The organism is Chromatocurvus halotolerans (genome assembly GCF_004340525.1).
Taxonomy (GTDB): domain Bacteria; phylum Pseudomonadota; class Gammaproteobacteria; order Pseudomonadales; family Halieaceae; genus Chromatocurvus; species Chromatocurvus halotolerans.
In genome coordinates this window covers 80,983-101,144 of the sequence record NZ_SLWX01000003.1, presented here as the reverse complement: position 1 = coordinate 101,144, position 20,162 = coordinate 80,983, and the positions used below count along the sequence as shown (strand labels likewise).

14 protein-coding genes and 1 tRNA gene are annotated in these 20,162 nt (G+C 63.6%); 9 read left to right on the top strand and 6 right to left on the bottom strand.

Annotated elements, in window-relative coordinates; translation table 11 throughout:
- Nucleotides 1-256 precede the first annotated feature (256 nt).
- The gene (locus tag EV688_RS04325; RefSeq protein ID WP_162883890.1) at nucleotides 257-2,332 is read left to right on the top strand and encodes a putative bifunctional diguanylate cyclase/phosphodiesterase; all 2,076 of its coding nucleotides are present in this window, start codon (nucleotides 257-259) and stop codon (nucleotides 2,330-2,332) included.
- Here EV688_RS04325 and EV688_RS04320 read toward each other — a convergent pair.
- Nucleotides 2,329-4,206, bottom strand: coding sequence for an N-acyl-D-amino-acid deacylase family protein (locus EV688_RS04320; RefSeq protein ID WP_117317403.1), 1,878 nt, complete (start codon nucleotides 4,204-4,206; stop codon nucleotides 2,329-2,331). The two genes, EV688_RS04325 and EV688_RS04320, sit on opposite strands and share 4 nt — an antisense overlap.
- Before the next feature lie 147 nt (nucleotides 4,207-4,353).
- Here EV688_RS04320 and EV688_RS04315 point away from each other — a divergent pair, with 147 nt between their 5' ends.
- The 7 genes from EV688_RS04315 to EV688_RS04285 all read left to right on the top strand — a co-directional run bounded on the left by EV688_RS04315 (nucleotide 4,354) and on the right by EV688_RS04285 (nucleotide 13,575).
- Nucleotides 4,354-5,838, top strand: coding sequence for a protein adenylyltransferase SelO (locus EV688_RS04315; RefSeq protein ID WP_117317406.1), 1,485 nt, complete (start codon nucleotides 4,354-4,356; stop codon nucleotides 5,836-5,838).
- Nucleotides 5,828-6,610, top strand: a complete 783-nt coding sequence (locus EV688_RS04310; RefSeq protein WP_205686612.1) for a class I SAM-dependent methyltransferase — start codon at nucleotides 5,828-5,830, stop codon at nucleotides 6,608-6,610. The genes EV688_RS04315 and EV688_RS04310 overlap by 11 nt, the downstream gene beginning before the upstream one ends.
- Nucleotides 6,607-8,235, top strand: coding sequence for a tRNA-dihydrouridine synthase (locus EV688_RS04305; protein ID WP_117317408.1), 1,629 nt, complete (start codon nucleotides 6,607-6,609; stop codon nucleotides 8,233-8,235). The genes EV688_RS04310 and EV688_RS04305 overlap by 4 nt, the downstream gene beginning before the upstream one ends.
- Before the next feature lie 61 nt (nucleotides 8,236-8,296).
- A complete protein-coding gene (locus EV688_RS04300) occupies nucleotides 8,297-11,062 on the top strand; it encodes a phosphoenolpyruvate carboxylase (protein WP_205686613.1) in 2,766 nt (921 codons plus the stop codon).
- 109 nt (nucleotides 11,063-11,171) lie between these two features.
- Complete coding sequence (locus EV688_RS04295; RefSeq protein WP_117317412.1) at nucleotides 11,172-12,326, top strand: Na/Pi cotransporter family protein; 1,155 nt, start codon at nucleotides 11,172-11,174, stop codon at nucleotides 12,324-12,326.
- Between the two features lie 50 nt (nucleotides 12,327-12,376).
- A complete protein-coding gene (locus EV688_RS04290; RefSeq protein WP_131917551.1) occupies nucleotides 12,377-12,601 on the top strand; it encodes a hypothetical protein in 225 nt (74 codons plus the stop codon).
- Nucleotides 12,598-13,575 (top strand): PstS family phosphate ABC transporter substrate-binding protein, encoded by a 978-nt coding sequence (locus EV688_RS04285; protein WP_117317416.1) that lies wholly within the window; start codon nucleotides 12,598-12,600, stop codon nucleotides 13,573-13,575. The genes EV688_RS04290 and EV688_RS04285 overlap by 4 nt, the downstream gene beginning before the upstream one ends.
- Before the next feature lie 61 nt (nucleotides 13,576-13,636).
- Here the strand turns inward: EV688_RS04285 and EV688_RS04280 are convergent, their stop codons facing one another.
- Together EV688_RS04280 and EV688_RS04275 are read right to left on the bottom strand one after the other, a co-directional pair.
- Nucleotides 13,637-15,073, bottom strand: a complete 1,437-nt coding sequence (locus tag EV688_RS04280; protein WP_117317418.1) for a GTPase/DUF3482 domain-containing protein — start codon at nucleotides 15,071-15,073, stop codon at nucleotides 13,637-13,639.
- Entirely contained in the window at nucleotides 15,066-16,481 is a 1,416-nt protein-coding gene (locus EV688_RS04275) for a DUF2868 domain-containing protein (protein WP_117317420.1), read from the bottom strand. The genes EV688_RS04280 and EV688_RS04275 overlap by 8 nt, the downstream gene beginning before the upstream one ends.
- Before the next feature lie 84 nt (nucleotides 16,482-16,565).
- Between EV688_RS04275 and EV688_RS04270 the strand changes: the two genes are divergently transcribed.
- Nucleotides 16,566-17,219: a 2OG-Fe(II) oxygenase gene (locus EV688_RS04270; RefSeq protein WP_240624339.1), complete on the top strand. Its 654-nt coding sequence runs from the start codon at nucleotides 16,566-16,568 to the stop codon at nucleotides 17,217-17,219.
- On the opposite strand, the gene EV688_RS04265 is transcribed toward EV688_RS04270, so the two are convergent.
- The 3 genes from EV688_RS04265 to EV688_RS04255 form a co-directional block, all read right to left on the bottom strand.
- Nucleotides 17,187-18,500 carry an amidohydrolase family protein gene (locus EV688_RS04265; protein WP_117317424.1) on the bottom strand — a complete coding sequence of 438 codons (1,314 nt, stop codon included), beginning with the start codon at nucleotides 18,498-18,500 and terminating at the stop codon, nucleotides 17,187-17,189. The genes EV688_RS04270 and EV688_RS04265 overlap by 33 nt on opposite strands.
- A 40-nt stretch (nucleotides 18,501-18,540) precedes the next feature.
- A complete protein-coding gene (gene dbpA / locus EV688_RS04260) occupies nucleotides 18,541-19,935 on the bottom strand; it encodes an ATP-dependent RNA helicase DbpA (RefSeq protein ID WP_117317426.1) in 1,395 nt (464 codons plus the stop codon).
- A 50-nt stretch (nucleotides 19,936-19,985) separates the two neighbouring features.
- A tRNA-Val gene (locus EV688_RS04255) sits at nucleotides 19,986-20,062 on the bottom strand.
- Nucleotides 20,063-20,162: the final 100 nt, after the last annotated feature.

Here is a 20,162-nt window from a genome sequence, read left to right as displayed (position 1 = left end):
TGGTCGAAGTGGTGTTGTTAACCGTTGACTCTAACCGGAAATGACAAATGTGTATATCCTGCGCAACTTCCCTCCAGAACAACCGCCAGTCTGTCGTGTTTTCGTCCAGATTGTGTGGAAGTTCGGTGGCTCGTCTGTGTAGTGCAGCCGCACCTGACAAGTATAGGGTTGAGTCACATTGGCCGTATCCCGGCCAGCAACAACGCATCAACACAATAGCCTGTGCATTCACCGGGTGGCGTTAGAGGAAGCTGGCGTGTCTCGACAGCAGGAATTACCAGCCGGCAAAGAGCTCGCCTTTTTGCAGGGCATCTACAACTCGGCGGAGATCGGAATCTGTGTCACCGGCTCCGACCGTCGCTTTGTTCTCGTGAACGATGCCTACTGCCGCACCTACGGCTACCCGCGCGAGGAACTGGTGGGCGAACTATTTACCAAGGTGCTCCCGGAGGACCTCAGGGAATACGCCGCCCGCCTGCACGATACCTACCTGGCAGGCGGTGACGAAAGCCCCGGCGAGTGGCGCGTGCTGCACAAGGACGGACGCATCCGAAATGTACTGGTAACCGCTGGACGCGTCACTACCGAGGACGGCGGGTGTTTCAAGGTGACCACGGTGCAGGACGTCACGGAGCTCCGGGCGAAAGAGTCCCGACTTGAAAATCTGTCTCAGGTTGTCGCGCGCACACATCACGGCGTGATTTTTACCGACGCCAACGGCCTTCTGACCTGGGTGAACCGTGGGACCGAGCGCATTAGTGGCTACACCCTGGCGGAGATGCGCGGCCATAAACCCGGTCACCTCCTGCAGGGTGAAAAGTCGGACCCGGATACGGTGGCCCACATGCACCGACAGCTTCAGGCCGGCGAGGGCTTCCAGGTCGAAATCATCAACTACGCCAAAACAGGTCGTGAATACTGGACGCACATCGCCTGCTCGCCGGTCCTGGACCGGGACGGGCAACTGGAAGGCTTCATGGCCCTGCAGACCGACATCACCGAGCAAAAGCATTTCCAGGACCGCATTGAGCAGCTATCCTTCCGCGATGCGCTGACCGGACTGCCTAACCGGCGGCTGGTCGAGGACCAGCTGCGTTACCGCATGGCAGGTTCACAGCGTGGCCGGCTTTATAGCGCCCTGCTGTTCCTCGATCTGGACAACTTCAAGCTCATCAATGAAACCCTGGGGCACCGCCAGGGCGACGATCTGCTGATGAGAGTTGCGCAGACGCTGACGGAGACCCTGGGGGAGAACGATCTTGCGGCGAGACTTGGCGGGGACGAATTCGTCGTGGTTCTCGGCGACCTGTCCCGGGACCCGGTGGAAGCCGCCGAACAGGTTGAGCGTATCGCCGGAGAGATTCTGTCTGCGCTCGCCAGGCCCTTCGGACAGAAACAGCTTGAGCACAGGGTGACTGCCAGCATGGGGGCGCTGCTGTTTATCGGCCAGGAACTGTCGGTCGACGAGCTCATGCAGCAGTCGGATATTGCGATGTACCAGGCCAAATCGGCGGGCAAGAATACCTTCGCTTTCTTTGATCCTGCGGTGCAGTCGGCTCTGCTGCAGCGTCACCGGCTTGAAGTGGACCTGCGCGAGGCCATCCACACACATCAGCTGGTGCCGTTCTACCAGGGGCAGGTTGACGCGAATGGCCGGCTGGTCAGCACCGAACTGCTGATACGCTGGCAGCATCCTTCGCGCGGGCTTCTTTTGCCGGGAGAGTTCATTCAGATTGCCGAGGCAAGCGGCCTGATCGCGGATCTGGGGAACGAAGTCATGCGTCTCGCGGCCAGGCAGCTGTCACTGTGGGCTAAGAATAAACGCACGAGGGACCTGTCGATCTCGGTCAACATCAGCGCAAGACACTTCGAGAAACCCGACTTTGTGGAGAAAGTCGCGGCGGTACTGGCCGAGTACCCGCTGCGGCCGGCCGCACTGAAACTGGAAATCACCGAGAGTGCTCTGGCAGCGAACCTGCAAACCATCTGCGCGCGGATGACGGCACTGCTGGAGCTGGGGGTGAGCCTGTCGCTGGACGACTTCGGCACCGGCTATTCATCGCTCGCCTATCTCAAGCGCCTGCCGATTGGCCAGGTGAAGATCGACCAGGACTTTGTGCGGGATCTGCTGATCGACGACAACGACCGCGGCATTACCGAAGCCATCATTGCGCTGGCGCGGACACTGAAAATGGACGTGGTCGCCGAGGGCGTGGAAACCGCTGCACAGCGCGATCTGCTGCAAGAACTCGGCTGCCCGGTATTCCAGGGTTATTTTTTTGATCGGCCCGCGCCGCTGGCCGATTTTTCGCAGCGCTACCAGCTGATCTAGTGAGCAGCGCGCAGCGCGCGGCCCAGAGGCCGGGCACCCAGCGCATCGCCGAACTCCCCCTGGCACCAGACCGCTTCACCGCGAATGAAAACATGCTCGACAATACCCGGCGGACGATTGACCATCTGGTGGTGCTCGAAGAGATCGCGGTAGACGTACTCTCGTGTGTCGTTACAGTCCCAGTGGCGCAGGACGTCCGGGTCGATAATGACCAGGTCTGCCTGCGCACCGATGTCCAGCGTACCCGCGTCCAGGCCGAAGAACTCCGCCGGCTCGCGCGTCAGGCGCCGGACCATGCGGCCGACGGTTTCCAATCCCTGCTGCTGGGCCAGCTTGAGCGACATGAGGTTGGTATCGAAAAACGCCATGTTGGTGATGTGCGCACCGGAGTCGTTGAAGCCAGGCAGCGCGTGCTCGTGCAGTAGATAGTCGATGGTGGCAGCGTTGCCGATATTGCTCATGTCGGCCCAGAAGCGGAAACCCTTGTCGTACTCGCGCATCAAGTGCAGCATGAAATCGGCGTCGTCCCTGAGCGGTACCGGGAATCGGCTTAGGGCATCACGCTCGGCCTGCGAGCGTGCAGCCTGCTGCTCGCCGGCCTGGAAACGCAGCACCCGCTCGTAGACCTGCTGCATGGTCTCCCCGTCCCAGTCCGCCACAGGGGCGCCGTCGAAATTCAGCCGGTCGAGATCGCGGATGACCAGGTGATCCGGCATGCCCAGCCACGCCTTGAGACGCGCCAGGTTGCGCCCCCGGCGACCGTGATGCCACTCGCGTCGAAAGGCCTCGATAAATGCCGGGTCATCCAGCAGCGCCCGGCGGCCGGCAACATCATCGTATTCCTTTGCGATCAGCTGGCAGGTGGAATCGAGTTCCTCGAACAGCGGACTGACCATGCCGTCGGACCATACCCGGAAATTTGTGCCCAGCGCCTGGAAATGCAGCTGCCCACGAAAGAACCGGCTATTCATGAGACGGGCAAAGCCAAGGAAAGCGTGCGAGGCGCGAGGCGCCAGCACGAACTCCATAACCGACAGTGCTGAGGTTTTCAGGGTGCGGCCGAACAGGCGTCCACTGGTCAGCGTGAAATACAGCAGCGCCGTAACGCGATTTTCGAGGATAGGTGTGGTCTGCCAGACCCGGTTATGCTCACGCACCACCTTGAGCAGGCGCTTCAGTTCGCCGAAGCTCGCAAACTGCGTCGGAATGCGCTGGTCCTTGTGTGGCGCGTTTGCCAGGTAGTGAAACGGCAGGCCATCGGTACTCATGCCGACATAACCCTGCTGCATGGCCCGCTCCAGCAGCATCGCCATACGCTCGAGTTCTTCCGTCGTCGGTTCGCGGCTGATGCTGTCCTCAAGGCCCATCACCTCGATGCGCAGCATGGAGTGTGGAACGAATACGCCGACGTTTGGCCCCAGCGGCAGGGCATCAAGGTGGTCGAGGTAATCGCCCGTGTTATCCCAGTGAATGGCATCCACGCACTTGCGCAGCACGCTCTTCGGAATATTCTCGACGCGGGTGAAGCAGTCCACGATGGGGTCCTGGCCGTTATCGTCCTGGCGGCCGAAACAGGTGCCGAGGCTGCAGTTGCCCACCAGCACCGTGGTGGTGCCGTGGCGCACCACCTCCGGAAGACGCGGATCGAGATCTACCTCGAGGTCCAGATGAGTATGGATATCCAGCAGCCCGGGCATCAGCCACTTGCCGCTGGCATCGACGATCTCGGCCGCGTTGTTTTCCGGCAGGGCACTGCCCTTGGCGGCAATACGCCCCCGCCGCAGGGCCACGTCCAGCTGCCGGGGCGGGGCACCGCTGCCGTCGAAGACGGTGGCATTTCGAATCAGCGTATCCCAGGATTGTGCGGTAGTCATGGCGATGGCACTCGATCGATGGCAGCTCGGTAACCTGGCGGTCGGGGCGGCATTGGCGATAACCGCGCATGACCGCTAAGGTTAACCCTGCCCGCTAACGGAATCCAACAGCAATGCGGTGACCATCTGCCACCGCCAGAGGACAGCATGCCCACACTCGACAGCGTCATCCCCTTCGATAACAGCTATGCACGCCTGCCGCCGCGTCTTTACGCCGCGGTCAGCGCAACGCCGGTGGCCAGCCCCGAGCTGCTGCGGGTCAACGCCCCGCTGTGCGAGCAGCTGGGCATCGATGCCGACTGGCTGGCCTCGGACGCGGGCGTGGCGGTTCTTGCTGGCAACGCCGTTCCCAAGGGCGCCGCCTCCATCGCCACGGTGTATGCGGGACATCAGTTCGGACAGTTCAATCCGCAGCTGGGCGACGGCCGCGCGCTGCTGCTCGGCGAGGTTCTCGACCGCGAGGGCAGGCGTTTTGACATACAGCTCAAGGGCTCCGGACGCACCCCTTACTCCCGCTCCGGCGACGGTCGCTCACCGCTGGGGCCCGTCGTACGCGAGTATCTGGTCAGTGAGGCCATGCATGCGATGGGGGTTCCCAGCACCCGCGCCCTTGCCGCGGTGACCACCGGCGAGAAGGTCATCCGTAACCGGGTAGAGCCCGGGGCCATTCTCGCCCGGGTCGCCAGCAGCCATATCCGCATCGGGACCTTCCAGTTTTTCGCCGCGCGCGAGGACCTGGAGGCACTGCGGACACTGGTCGATCATGTCCTGGCGCGCCACTACCCGGAAGTTGCCGACCACGAGAATCCCGCGCTGGCGATGCTGGAAGCAGTGATTGCCCGCCAGGCGGCGCTGGTCGCGCACTGGCAGCACCTGGGCTTTGTCCACGGCGTCATGAATACGGACAACATGCTGCTCTGCGGCGAAACCGTCGACTATGGCCCCTGCGCCTTTATCGAAGGATTTCAACCGGATGCCGTGTTCAGCTCCATCGACTATGCCGGTCGCTACGCCTACCGCAATCAGCCCGGCATCGCCCACTGGAACCTGGCGCGACTGGCAGAGACCCTGGTGCCGCTCATTGCAGACGACAAGGAACGCGCGGTGGCGCTTGCGCGGGCAGCCATTGAGACCTTCCCGGGACTGTTCTCCGACGCCCATGCGAAAGGACTGGCGGCCAAGCTTGGCCTGTCTGCGATCGACGAGGATGACGCCACGCTGGTTGAGGACCTGTTCGACATCATGGCGCAGCACCGCCTTGACTTCACCCTGACGTTTCGCTACTTGAGCGGGCTGCCCGCGCCGGATGCGGAAACGCGGGCTCTGGAGCCGCTGTACCGTGCGCCCGCGGATCTCGACGACTGGCGCGAGCGCTGGATGGCGCGACTGGACCGTGAGAAAAATGATGCCGCCGCACTGCGGGATGCCATGCGACACCGTAATCCGCTGTTCATTCCGCGCAACCACCTGGTGCAGCGCGCCATTGATGCCGCCGAGAACGGGGATCACGCACCCTTCAACCGCTTCGCCGCGCGTTTCGTTGCGCCGTTCAGCTTCGATGCCCGCGACCTCGAGCTGGCGACGCCCGCAGCCCCGGAAGAGGCGGTGCAACAGACCTTCTGTGGCACCTGAAAGCCACCGCCGGGACCGCTGTGAAGCCGCGGGCAACGGTGGTAGCATCGCCGCCCGGAAGGACAACAACCCCGCCGTGATGGCACCGCGTGAGGCCCCGATGTATACCCGAGACAACCCCAGTCCAGAGTATCTGGAAATGGTGCGCATGTATGAAACCATGCACGAAGAGGGCGAACAGTCCGCCGGCAAGTCGGGGAAGGACACCTTCCCCGGCAAAATGCTGATCAACCACGCGGCGGACATCCGCGCGATGATCACGCACACTGGCGCACGCAGCATCCTCGATTATGGCGCCGGCAAGGGCCTCGCCTACCAGCAGAGCGATATCCGCGTCACACCACAGTTAACGGCAGACAGCATCCAGTCCTACTGGGGCGTCGATGACATTCGCTGCTACGACCCGGGCTACGAGCCTTTCAGCACACTGCCGGACCAGCAGTACGACGGCGTTATCAGCACCGATGTCCTCGAGCACATCACCGAGCCGGACGTGCCCTGGATCATCGAGGAAATGTTCAGCTACGCGCGCAGGTTCGTGTTCGCCAACGTTGCCTGCTTTCCCGCCGTCAAGAACCTGCCCAACGGGCAGAATGCCCACTGCACGCTACACCCCCCCGAGTGGTGGGCGGGGCTGGTACATGGCATTGCCATGCGTCATACCGATATTTCCTACCGGCTGGTCATGTCGACAAAAACCGGCGCGCGCAAGAAAATGGGGCTCAGTAAAAAGCGCCGCACGGTCTATCACACGGTGGAGCGCCTGCTGTGAAAGCGAATGTAAGCACTGACTTCTTCGGCAAGCGTCTTTCAGGGCTGTTTACTATTCCCTCGGGCGTCGTGACCACCGCAGGGCCGATCATCCAGTACGTGTTCGACCATATGCCCCAGGTCGGCGTGATCACCACCAAGAGCATTGGTCTGGAGCCGCGCACGGGCAACCGCGAGCCGGTCTACAGCCAGTACGCCCCGGGCTGCTTCGTCAATGCGGTGGGCCTCACCAATCCCGGTGCCGCGGCATCACTGGAGGTTCTCGGGGCATTGAAAGTGCCTGAGAATCGCTTCCTGCTGACCTCCATCTTTGGCGGCAGCGTCGAGGAATTCGTGGCCGTGGCGAAGCTGCTGGCGCCGGTGTCCGACGGTCTGGAGCTCAACCTGTCCTGTCCCCACGCCCAGGGCTACGGCATGGCGATGGGCCAGGACCCGGAACTGGTGGCCGAGATCGTGCGCGCGGTAAAAGCCGCTGTGGACATCCCGGTCATTCCCAAGCTGACGCCGAATACCCCGGATATCGCCGCCATTGCCCGCGCTGCCGAGGCGGCAGGCGCGGACGGCTTCTGCGCCATCAACACCGTCGGCCCCGGCTACACCTCCTCTCATGGCCACCCCGTGCTGAGCAATGGTGCCGGCGGCATGTCCGGCAAGGGCGTACTGCCCATCGCCCTCAAGTGCATTCGCGAAGTGCGCGCGGTGAGCGATCTGCCGATCATCGGCTGCGGCGGTATCAGCAGCGCGGAAGACGTGCGCGAAAGCCTCGCCGCCGGCGCCAGCATTGTCGGCGTGGGGTCGGCGCTGACCGGGATGGACACGCCGGAGATGGCCGCCTATTTCCGCACGCTGGAAAGCGACCTTGAATCCGGCCGCGACAGCGCCGAATCGCAGGTACAGTACGACACCGACATGCGCTTTAGGCCCGTGACCCTGGTGCGCAATGAGCGCGTCTGCACGGACATCGCCCTGCTCACCTTCGACCGCAGGGTCAACGTGCAGGCAGGCGAGTTTGTCTTCCTGTGGATACCCGGTCTTGGCGAGAAGCCTTTCTCCGTGCTCAGCGACGATCCGTTCACCCTGGTGGCCATCGATGTGGGCCAGTTCACCCACGCCCTGATGGACCTGCCCGCGGGGACGGAAGCCTATGTGCGCGGACCCCATGGTGTACCGGTCGAGCCCCCGGAGGATGCCCGTATCATGGCGGTCGCCGGCGGCACCGGCCTGGCGGCGGTCTACCAGATTGCGCGGGATTTCGGCAACGCCGAGATCTTCACCGGCGCACGCAGCGCGGAGCGCCTGTATTTTCTCGAGGAATGCCGGGACATTGCCACCGTGCACGTGTCGACCGACGACGGCAGCGCGGGCTTCCATGGCCGCGTGACCGAGCTGTTGCGCGAGCGCCTGGCTGGGATGTCCCGGGAAGAGCTGGCGGCACTGGTGTTCTACAACTGCGGCCCGGAGCCCATGGTCCACGCCGCCGTCGCCGTGCAGCGGGAATTCTGCGACGACAGCCAGATTTTCAGCGCCATCGACTACCTGACCAAGTGCGGCGTCGGCATCTGCGGCGCCTGCGCGGCGCCCGACGGCAGGCGCGGCTGCGTGGACGGTCCCTTCCTGTCTCTATAGCTGGTCGCTGCCGGCAAAGCTGCTACTCTGGTCTGAAAAACCCCGGATGAATGATCGAGCCGTGAAGACATCCCCAGACGATTACGGCGAGGAAAGCCTGCGCTTCCTGATGCAGTCACTGGCCCGGGTGTTGACGAGCATCGGTCAACCGCGGGTAGCCGACTGCCTGCCCTGGCAAACGCTGTGGCGCGAGCAGCCCCACGTACCGGTAGCGGAGCTGCCTGCGGACATCGCGGAGGACTGCCTGCAGGCCTTTTCCATTGCCTTTCAATTGCTCAACCTCGCCGAGGAAAACGCGGTGGTGCAGACCCGCCGCGCCACCGAGCGGCGCGGCGCCAAAGCCGGCGAGTCCGGTGCCTGGGAGCAGGCCTTCACGCAGGCGCTCGCCGCGGGACTCGACGGCCGCGCGATGGCAGAGATACTCGCGTCGCTGCGCATCGAGCCCGTACTGACAGCCCACCCCACCGAAGCCAAGCGCCAGACCGTTCTCGAGCACCACCGCCGGCTGTACCAGCTGCTGGTTGCGCGGGAAAACAGCATGTGGACCCCGGCCGAGCAGGCGGCGCTGGCGCGCGACACCGACGCCTGTCTGGAGCGCCTGTGGCGAACCGGCGAAATCTATCTGGAGAAGCCGCGGCTGGCCGATGAGCGACGGCTCATCATGCATTTTCTCGGGAGCGTGTTCCCTCAGGCGACCATGGCTTTCGACGCCCGGCTGCGTCAGGCGTGGACAGCGGCGGGCCTGAAGGAACCCGCCCCTGCCGGCGTCGACGCTCTGCCTCGGGTGGTCTTCGGCAGCTGGGTAGGTGGTGATCGCGACGGCCATCCTGGCGTTACCGGGGACATCACCGCGGAGACGCTCCAGCATCACCGGGAGGCCGCGCTGACACTGCTTGACCGCGACCTCGAGGACCTCGCCAGCAGACTGAGCATTTCTCTTAATGGCCAGCTACCGCCGCCATCACTGCGCGATGCCATTGCCGAACGCAGGCTTGTCCTCGGCGAGCGCGCGACGCCAGCGCTGGAACGCAATGCCGAGGAGCCGTTCCGTCAGTACGTGAATCTGTTGCGGGCAAGCCTGCCGCGGCGCGGAGAAAAAGCGCCGGGAGACTTCCTGCGTGCCGGCGAACTGGACAATGCCCTTGCCCCGCTTGAGCAGGCGTTGCACAGCCTCGGCGCAGCGCGGCTGGTAGACAGCGATATCCTGCCACTGCGCACCCGGCTGCGAAGATTCGGCTTTCACCTCGCTCGCCTCGACGTCCGCCAGAACAGCACGGTCCACGACAGCGCACTGGGGTCCCTGCTCTGCCACGCCGGTGTCGAAGACGGCGCCGCGTACGGCGACTGGTCAGCCGGGCGCAGGCGGCAGCTGCTGGAAAAAGAGCTGCGCAGCTCGCGGCCCTTCACCAGCCCTGCCCGTATTCCTTCCGGGGCGGCACAGACAGCGCTCGACCCCCTGCAGGTGCTGGCGACGCACCTGCGCGAGTGCGGCCCGGACGGCATCGGGGCGCTGATCGTGAGCATGACGCGCAGCGCCGAGGACCTGCTCGCGGTGTACCTGCTGGCGCGCGACGCGGGCCTGCTGGAGGACCTGGACGGCGTTATGGTGTGCCCGCTGGAGGTGGTGCCGTTGTTCGAGACGATAGACGATCTTGAGCGGGCACCCGATATTCTCGACGATTATCTTCGTCACCCGATGGTAGCCCGAAGTCTGCAATACCGGCAGCGCAGGGACGGGGAAACGCAGCCACAGCAGCAGGTCATGGTGGGCTACAGCGACTCGGGCAAGGACGGCGGTATCGTCGCCAGTCTGTGGACCCTGTATCGCGCCCAGCGGGCGCTGGCGGAGATCGGCGACCGTCACGGTGTGCGCGTGCGTTTCTTCCACGGCCGCGGCGGCACCATCGGCCGCGGCGCCGGGCCAACCCATCGCTTTATCCGTGCCCTGCCGCCACACACGGTGCGCGGCGACCTGCGGGTCACGGAACAGGGCGAGACCATCTCGCAGAAGTATGCCAATCAGGGCACGGCGTCTCACCACCTTGAACTGCTCGGCGCCGGCGCATTTGCGGCGGCCGCGTTCGACCGCCTCGGGCGCAACGACCCGCAGGACCTGCCCGCCATCATGGACCGCCTGGCGGCGGAAAGTCGCGCTGCCTACCGGAGGCTGCTGGAGGCCGAGGGCTTTATTGCCTTTTTCGGCCAGGCCACGCCCATTGATGTCCTTGAGGCCAGCCGCATCGGTTCGCGACCCCCGCGCCGCACGGGACAGCGCAGCCTCGCTGACCTCAGGGCCATCCCCTGGGTCTTTGCCTGGAACCAGTCGCGCTTTGTGCTGCCCGGCTGGTATGGCCTCGGCAGCGCCCTCGCGTCACTGCAGCGGGACGCGCCAGAACAGCTGGCGCGCATCATCGAGGCGAAGGCAGAGACGTCGGCGCGCTGGCCACCGCTGCACTACCTGCTCAGCAATATTGCCACTGCGTGGATGACCGCATCGCTGCCGGTGATGCGCGAATACGCAGGGCTGGTCGATGACGCCGGGCAGGGCTCGCGCATTCTCGCGCAAATCGAACAGGAGTACGCTCGCACCGGGGCAATGCTCGAGACGGTCTATGGTGCACCCCTGGCGCAGGCAAGACCGCGCATCCACAGCATTATCCGCCGCCGTACCGAGGCCCTGGCGCCACTGCATCGCCACCAGGTGGGGCTCCTCGCCCACTGGCGCGAGTTGCGGCGAGAGGGCAGGAACGCCGAAGCGGAGGCACTTCTGCCGCAGCTGCTGCTCAGCGTCAACGCCATCGCCGCCGGTCTCGGAGTAACCGGCTAGTCGATGATGCGGTCGGGGTGCGCGGCCATTGTCACGAAACCGTCACATGTCTCGTGCATTCTGTCGTGTCATTTTACGCGTCAGCATCCGTCACTGGCAGTATGGGTTTATGACCGCAAACGCAGAGATTCTCTCCTATACAGAGTCAAAACAGACGCAGTGGCGATCATGGCTGATTGTCGCTGCACTCGTGTATTTGCTGCTCGCCGCTGTCGGCGCCATCGGCGACGGCTTCAAGACTGCCACCGGGGGCAATGCGCGGGAACTGTTTGCGTTCGCCACCAACCCCGTCATCGCACTGATCGTCGGGGTGGTTGCCACGGCACTCATCCAGAGTTCAAGTACGGTCACATCGATTATTGTCGGCATGGTCGCCGGTGGACTGCCGCTGGGCATTGCAATCCCGCTGGCCATGGGCGCGAATATCGGCACCTCGCTGACCAGCACCATTGTCAGCCTCGGCCACGTTCGCAACGGTGAGGAGTTCCGCCGTGCCTTTTCCGCCGCCACGGTGCATGACAGCTTCAACCTGCTCGCCGTCGGTATTCTGCTGCCGCTGGAGCTGTTGTTTCACCCTCTTGAGATAGCTAGCCAGGCTGTCGCAGCCCTGCTGGTGGGCGATGCCAACCTGAGCATGAAAGACGTCAACTTCATGAAAGTGCTGCTGTCACCCGCCAACGATGTTCTTGCCGGTGCCGTGTCCTGGCTACCAACGCTCTGGTCCGGGGTGGCGCTGATTGTTATCGGCATTGCTGCGATCGTGTTTTCCGTCACGACCATCGGCAAGGTATTGCGCCGGGTCATGGTGGGGCGGGCCAAGGAGATAATGCACTCTGCCGTCGGCCGCGGACCGCTCTCGGGCATGCTCTCGGGCGGCATCATTACGGTGGCCGTACAGTCGTCGTCAACCACCACCGCGCTGATCGTTCCGCTTGCCGGCACCGGGGTGTTCACGCTGCGGCAGGTCTACCCGTTCACGCTCGGTGCGAATCTTGGCACCACGGTCACTGCATTGCTCGCCGCCACCGCAATCAGCGGACCCACCGCGGTACTGGCCCTGCAGATCGCGCTGATCCATCTGTCCTTCAATATTCTCGCCATTCTGATCATTTACGGACTGCCCTGGTTACGCCCACTGCCGATCGTCATCGCGGAAGGTCTGGCAGACCTGGCGCAGCGAAACCGACTGTTCGTCCTCGCCTACATTCTCGGCGTGTTCTTTGTGATTCCACTGCTGGCGCTGGCAGTGATCGAGCTGTTCTGAGATCGCCGTGCGAAGAGAATGACTGACATGGCACCTGAGGGAGAATGACGGTGAAACACAAGCACCTTGAAGACAAGACCGAGCATGTCGATGCGTTGAGCGAGGCTGTAGCGGAGCTGGATCAGCAGATACAGCTTAGCCTGGAAAACCAGCAGCATGACATGATCGATCACCTCGACGACTATTTCGATACCGTGGAAACAAGGCTCGCCAGTCTGCGCAATTTCTGCAGGTCGCTCCGGGAGCAGACTGGAAAGGAAAAAAAACCGCAATGAAACGGATCGCGGGGTTCCTGCCAGACGGCAGTCAAAGCGGGACCCTCATCGCGCGGATCGCCGGGATGGGCCTCGCTCTACTGGCCGCAGGGTGCAGCGGTGATCGCGAGACTCCCGAACGCCCCGTCACAGAGCGCACGATTGTCGCGAGTGGTTCCAGCACGGTCTACCCGGTAACGCTCGAGGCCGCGAGGCGCTTCCGGCGAGAGCGACGCGACGCGGATATCCGCGTAGCCTTTGCCGGCACCACCGGGGGTTTTCGGCAATTCTGTGAAGGCAGCATCGACATCGCAGATGCCTCCCGCGCGATCAATGCCGAGGAACAGCAGGCCTGCGCCGATGCCGACGTTGAGTACCTGGAATTCCCGGTAGCTGTGGACACCCTGGCCATCGTCACACACTTCAACAACGACTGGGTGGATTACCTGAGCACCGAGGAACTCAAGCGCATCTGGGAGCCGGCGGCAGAAGGCGCCGTGACACACTGGAACCAGGTGCGGCCGGAGTGGCCGGAACGCCCGCTGGCACTGTATGGCCGCGGCAGGGACTCGGGAACCTACGACTACTTCACGACCGTCATCACCGGCGAGACCCGGGCCAGTCGCGGGGATTATGCCGCCAGCGAAGACGAGGAGTGGCTGGCGGCGAAAATCGCAGAGGACAGCAACAGCCTCGGTTTTTTTGGCATCGGGGCTTATCACCGACACTGGGAGTCACTGCGCGTTATCCCTATCGACAGCGGGGATGGAGCAGTATATCCCTCTGTCGACACGGCAAGCAGCGGCCGCTATCAGCCGCTGTCCCGCCCGCTGTTTCTGTACGTGAATCGCGATGCGCTGCGCAGCAAACCCGATCTCCAGGCATTTCTCGACAGCTATTTCGCCAGCGCTCCCCGCTGGCTGCACCTGACCGGCTATCTGCCGCTGGACGCCAGGACCTATGCGGAGAATCGTGAACGCCTGACCCTACAGTAAAAGGATGGGGTCGGGCAGGCGCGCGCGGGGCGTGGCAGCCTTACTCCGATGTCGCGGGTGTTTATGTACTGCCCTGCCCGTTCTGCCGTCTGTCGTAAATCGCGAGCGCCGCGGTAACCACCGCTTCAACGTCTGCGCGCAGCCGGCCATCGAGACGCCCTTTCCTGCGACAGCTGTCCAGCCCGCGCTGCAGCGTGCGCCGGCTGCGGGCATCGAGTGATTCCAGCCAGTGATCGCTGGCCGGCGGCAGATCCAGCAGATCGCGCCCGGCATGATTGCGATGGCTGATATGCCACCAGTGATCGACGGCGCGGCCCAGAACAACGTAGCCGAACTGGCTGTCCTGCACGGGGCCGAAGGTTGCGGTTTTCAGACCGTCCCGCAGGGGTCCCCACTGCATGGCAGGCAGTGTGAAACGGTCCCCGAACAGATAGGCGCCGGTGCCTCCGACAATCCCGCCAGCCAGGGCGCCAAAGCCAAAGGATGAACCCAGCGTGAGTGCATCGAGACCCACCCCGCCAATGGCGCCGGCACCAAAGCCTGCGGTCGCCAGATAGCGCCTGCTCACGCCCCAGGCGCGACGGCTGTCCTCGCTGAACAGATCGTGATCGCTGTGCCACTCCAGCGCCGCTTCCTGTCGCCGCAGGTGCCGGTGCTGGTAGAGCTGCTCGATATCCCGGCGCAGCGCCTGCTCACGCTGACGCTGGTGCTCATACCAGCGCCGGCGCAGACGCTCCTCCACGACACCATCCTCGCCCTGCGCCAGCTGCGTTTCCGTGAGCGTACTTTGTTCGCGGTAGGTCATCATGTCTATCAGGGCATCAGCAATCAGCCTTGCAGCCTGTACCTGCCGCGAGTGACGCTGCTCTGACAGGAAGCGCACCGCGCGCTCGAGCGGTGCTTCCCACGCCGGCTCCAGCTGCCCGAAGGCGCGCAGCAGCGAGAGATGCTGGGCAAACGGCGCGCGCACCGCATCGAAACGCCGCACGACCTGGAAAAACTGCCCCAGAGCGGCCTTCCAGGCATCGCTGTAGTCATCAGGCCCAATGCTGTTGATCAGCGCAAGGCTCGGTCGCCCGGTCCAGCGCAGGATCGTCATCTCGATCTCGTCCTCCGGACTGTAGGGAACCGACCCGTCCACCACGTAGATGATACCGGCGCCCTCCACCAGCGGCGCAAGCAGCTCGCACTCGTCAGTAAAGCGCGCGTCATCCCGGTGCTCGCTGACAAACGCGGCGACGGTTTCGGCACGGTCCGTTGCCGAGGCGCTGTGCGCCTCCAGCCACTCCAGGGCGCGGCGCGGACGCTGGAAGCCCGGGGTGTCCTCAAGGACATACAGTACCTCACCATCGACCGATAACGGATAGCGGTGTCGCTTGCGCGTGGTCCCCGGCTCCAGTGCAATGGCGATAGCATCATTCTGGGACAGCGTAGCCACCACACTGGACTTGCCCTTGTTGGGATGACCGACGACAGCAAAAACCGGAACTTCAGGCATCGGGTTCACTTTCCGCGGCGTTTGCAGGGAAGGGGTCGATCAGGGCAACGCTGACAAAGCCAGCGGGAAAGCGCTCCTGAAGACGCAACCACTGGGTGAGCTGGTGTTTCGGAACGGGCACTGCAGAATCATGGGAAACGGGAACGACCGTCAGACGGGCCCGCGACGGCCATAGCGACTGCGCCGCCTCCAGGAAATCCTGGAGCTCGCCGGTAGGCGGCTCCCAGCCCCGCGTGACCAGCAGCACGTCATTGTCCCTGCCATTACTATCAGACAGTGTGTCAGCAATCTGCTGCAGGGTCTGACGGTCGGACTCCAGGGTCGCCCGACCACCCGCAGAACAGGTGAGCCTTACCCGCTCTCTGGTGGCGGCGGGCAGGCTGTCGGCCGCAACGCCTCCCCAGTACACCACGACACTGGCCTGTGGCAGCAGCCGCGGCGCCGCACCGTGGAACTCACCGGGCGTGTCCTCGGCATCGTTGTGACCATTGCCGGTGTCGAGGGTTGGCGTTTCCATACGGTACTGCAGCGCACGCCATCCCGGATGGGCATGCAGCGCGCGCCGTGCCCTCAGCACAATATGGCCTTGCGCCACCGCCAGCAGAATCCCACGGGGCAGAACGACGTAGGTCAGCCAGAGCATCATGATGAATGGCCACCAGTCCCCCCAGCGCGAGGGTGGAACATCGGACATTCCCGCTCCCGTGCGATAAAAGCGCGTTGCCTCCACCAGCGACAGGTCGGGCACAGCTGCCGGCCACAGCCCACGCCAGGGCCAGGCGAGCGACGCTGTCAGTCTGGTAAAGCCTGTCGGAGCCGCACTCAGTGTCGTGCTCCAGCCGAAAGCGAGGTCCTGAATCACCAGGGCCACCAGCAGCGTGATCAGTGCCGCAACGGAAAAGCATAGCCCCCCGAGATGCGCCGCGCGGGCCATCAGCAAGGGCTGCATTTGCCGCAGTACGCGAGTCGGCAGCTGCTTCTGGAATCGTGCCAGCAGCGGCCGCCAGGGCTGCCAGCCGAGCGACGCCTGCAGGGTTGTGAGCAAGGCAAGCAGCAGCTGGAGCAGAACAAACGCCATGAGGACGGTAACGTTGATGCGCTGTCCCCCCTCATAGACCAGCAGTCCGAGCATGGTAATAACACCGAACAAGCCCCCGGCGATGCCAAAGCCCGCGGCAATCCGTCGCCACTGCCGGGCAACCTGCACACCCCTGGACGCGCGCGCCCCGTCTCCGCTGAGACGATCGAGGTGATCGAGCCAGGCCCTCGCATCGACTGGCACGTCGCGCTCGGTGCAGGTCAGTGCAAAACGTCGGTCACGCCGGTGCAGGAACTCGGCAGACTGCGACGCCTCGCGCTGTACGCGGGCATCAAAGTCGAGCAATAGCTGTAGGGCGCTGTCGATCATCCGGTAATTGTACCTTACGGGGTCAGGTCCCAATGGGACCTGACCCCGATATACTCCCATCCTGTTGGCATTCCGGAGAATGCGTTGTCGCCGTCCCTGACCGAGAACCCGCAGTGTGTAGAGCCGCTGTACGCTATCATCGCCGACGCCCTGCGCCGCGATGGCTATGCCGTTTGCAGAGGCGCGCTACCGACGACGCACTCGCTCGCACTGCGCGAGCACCTGATGGGCATGGACAGCCGCCTGTATTATCCGGCAGGCATCGGTCGACAGCAGGATCACAGTCTGACACGCAGCGTACGCCAGGACGAGATCTGCTGGATAAACGGCCAATCCGACGCCGGAAGGCACTGGCTGCTGTGGGCCGCCGCGCTGCAGCGAGAGCTGAACCGCAGACTGCTGCTTGGCCTGTTTTCCTTTGAGAGCCATTTCGCCCACTACCGACCCGGGGCGTTTTACCGCCGCCACCTGGATGCCTTTCGCGGCGAGGCAAACCGGGTCCTGTCGCTGGTTGCCTACCTGAATCCAGGCTGGAAGCCAGAGGATGGCGGAGAACTTGTGCTCTATCCTGAAAACGGCGAACCGGTAACCGTGCTGCCCGAAATGGGCACGCTGGTCGTCTTTCTGAGCGAGGAGTTTGCGCATGAGGTGCTGCCCGCGCGGCGGGATCGCTACTCCATTGCCGGCTGGTTCCGGGTAAATACCTCAACGGGAGAGCGCGTTGACCCCCCCGCCTGAACGCGCCAATTGCGCATCATCCCGATAGACGACACCGCCCTTCATCACGAAATCGAGGGTACGCAGAGCACTGATGTCGTCGAGGGGATTAGCGGCTACGGCAACAATATCCGCGTATTTTCCTGGTTTGATAGAACCGATCTCATCCTCCGCATCAAGCATGCGGGCGGTCTGGATAGTCGCGGACTGCAACGTCTGCAAGGCTGTCATGCCCGCCTCAACGTAATATTCCGCCTCCCGCACCATCCACGTCGTGCCGTCACTGGGCTCCTGGGGGAGTCCATCGGTGCCGAGGGCAATATTGACGCCCTCTTCTATCGCCATGCGCAGGGCCTCCCAGTGCTGCCGACCCACGGACTCACGGCGCTGCAGGTACCACGGGGGGGAACCGATGCGCTCGAAGAAGGCAGTTGTCGCGGGCTGACTGACCACAATCGTAGGCACCAGCCAGGTGCCCGCACCCTGCATTTTACGCAGGACATCCCTGTCCAGAACGTAGCCATGTTCTATGCTGTCGACACCGGCATCAACTGCGACGCTGGTTGCCGCAGAAGAGCCGGAATGCGCTGCCACTCTCGCACCAAAGCGATGTGCCGCGTCCACCACGGCGTTGATTTCTTCTGGTGTCATCAGGGCATCGGCAATATCTCCTCCCTCCGTCGCGATGCCACCGGAGATCAGGATCTTGATCCAGGATGCGCCCAGACTGACCTGTCGACGCGCGGCCTTGACCAGCTCATAGGGTCCGTCGGCGTAGGTTTCGCCCGCCTCGGTGCGATGCCCACCCGTAATCACCACCGGCTCTCCTGCAGAGTAGATCCTCGGACCCGTGGACTCTCCCCTGCGAATGGACCGGTCAAGGGCCAGATCGGCATGCCGTTTGTCACCGGGTATGCGGATCGTTGTAATGCCCGCCTGCAGCATCCCGCGAACGGCGCTTGCCATACGCAGGGCGAGGGCCGCGTCTGTCTCATCCGCAAGCTCTGCAGTCAGCTTCCCGGGCAGCACCAGGCCGGGATGAACATGCATGTTCATCAGCCCGGGTATGAGCCACCTGCCGGAGACGTCGATCAGCCGCGCGCCCGCCGGGATAGCCACCTCGGCGCGTGAACCCACGCGGCTGATCCGCTCACCATCCAGCAGGATAACGGCGTCGTGCTGCACCGCTCCGCTCTCTACATCCACCAGGTGGCCGCCGAGCAGTGCGGTCACCTGCGCGCTCGCATTGACCGAAAAAACACAGCACAAAACGGCAACAAGCCCATGGCGCAGCGTCGACATTATGACTTTTCCTCGGTTCACGATTTGGCGCCTGTTGGGTTCAGGTCCCACTCGGACCTGAACCCAACAGGCGTGCCCGGATACTGCGCCCCTTGATTTTACCCCGGGTCATGTAAGCCATGGCATCACGCACACGCTCGCGCGCTATTGCGACGTAGCTGCTGCGATCGTGGATGTCGATCTTGCCAATCACGTCGCCGGCGAGGCCCGCATCGCCGGTGAGCGCGCCCAGAATATCGCCGGGGCGGAGCTTCTGTTTTCTGCCGGCATCGAGCTGAAGGGTGACCATGGGCGCCTGCAGCACATACCCTGCAACTCCTTTGGCGCGCGGCAGGGTCCGACAGCTTATACCGGTTCCCTGTTGTTCCTCGATGGCGCGCAAGCGCGGTGCATCCGCGGGCGCCACCAGGCTCGCCGCACGCCCGCTTTCGCCGGCACGCCCGGTGCGACCGATGCGGTGCAGGTAGATATCGGGGCTCCGCGGCAGCTCGTAATTGATCACCAGCGCCAGCGCACTGATGTCCAGACCTCTGGCGGCGACATCAGTGGCGACAAGCACTGCACAGCTGGCATTGGCAAACTGCACCAGGACCTGGTCACGATCACGCTGCTCGAGATCACCGTGAATCGCCAGCGCCTGAATATCATTTCCGCGCAGCCGTTGCGCCACTTCCTCGCACTGTTGCCGCGTCTGGCAGAACACTAGCGCATTTTCCGGTCGGTAATGAACAAACAGCGCCAGCAGGGCGCTGTCGCGCTGATCCCGCTCAACGTCATAGAAATGTTGCTCGATCACGTCCGAGGCATGCTCGCCTTCAACCGTTACCGCCGCAGGATCGCGCTGGATGGATTGGCTCATGCGCCGGATGGCATTCGGGAACGTCGCCGAAAACAGGAGCGTCTGCCGCGTCGCCGGCGTCTGGCCAATGATCGTTTCCACCGTTTCGGAAAACCCCATGTCCAGCATGCGATCAGCTTCGTCGAGCACCAGCAGTTTCAGGCCATCGAGCTGCAGTGTCTGCTTGCGCAGGTGATCATCGATGCGCCCTGGCGTGCCGACAACAATGTGCGCACCGTGCTCCAGTGAACCGATCTGCGGACCCAGGGGCTTGCCGCCACAGAGCAGCACCAGTTTGATATTGGGCATGCCCCGCGCCAGCCGCCGCATTTCGCCACCCACCTGGTCTGCCAGCTCGCGGGTGGGACACAGCACCAGGGCCTGCACGCCAAAAAAACGCGGATTGATGGACTGCAGGATACCGATGGCGAACGCCGCGGTCTTGCCGCTGCCTGTTCGCGCCTGGGCAATCACGTCGCGCCTGCCGAGAATCAGCGGCAGTGCCTCCGCCTGTACCGGCGTCATGCTGTGATAACCGAGAGCGTCTAGCGTCTGCAGCTGCGCCTCGGCCAGAGGCAGGGATCGGAAGCTGCTCATGATGCGGCCTTGGGGCCAGGTCCCGTTGGGACCTGGCCCCAGAAGAAAAGTGGTAGGACCAGGCGGATTCGAACCGCCGACCTCTACCATGTCAAGGTAGCGCTCTAACCAACTGAGCTATGGTCCTGAAGAACGCGGGATTGTAATACGCGAAACACGCCCGCTCAAGTAAAGCTGGCCGGCACAGCAAAAGGAATGTGTACCGATGACGTTCGGCAGGCCGGCTG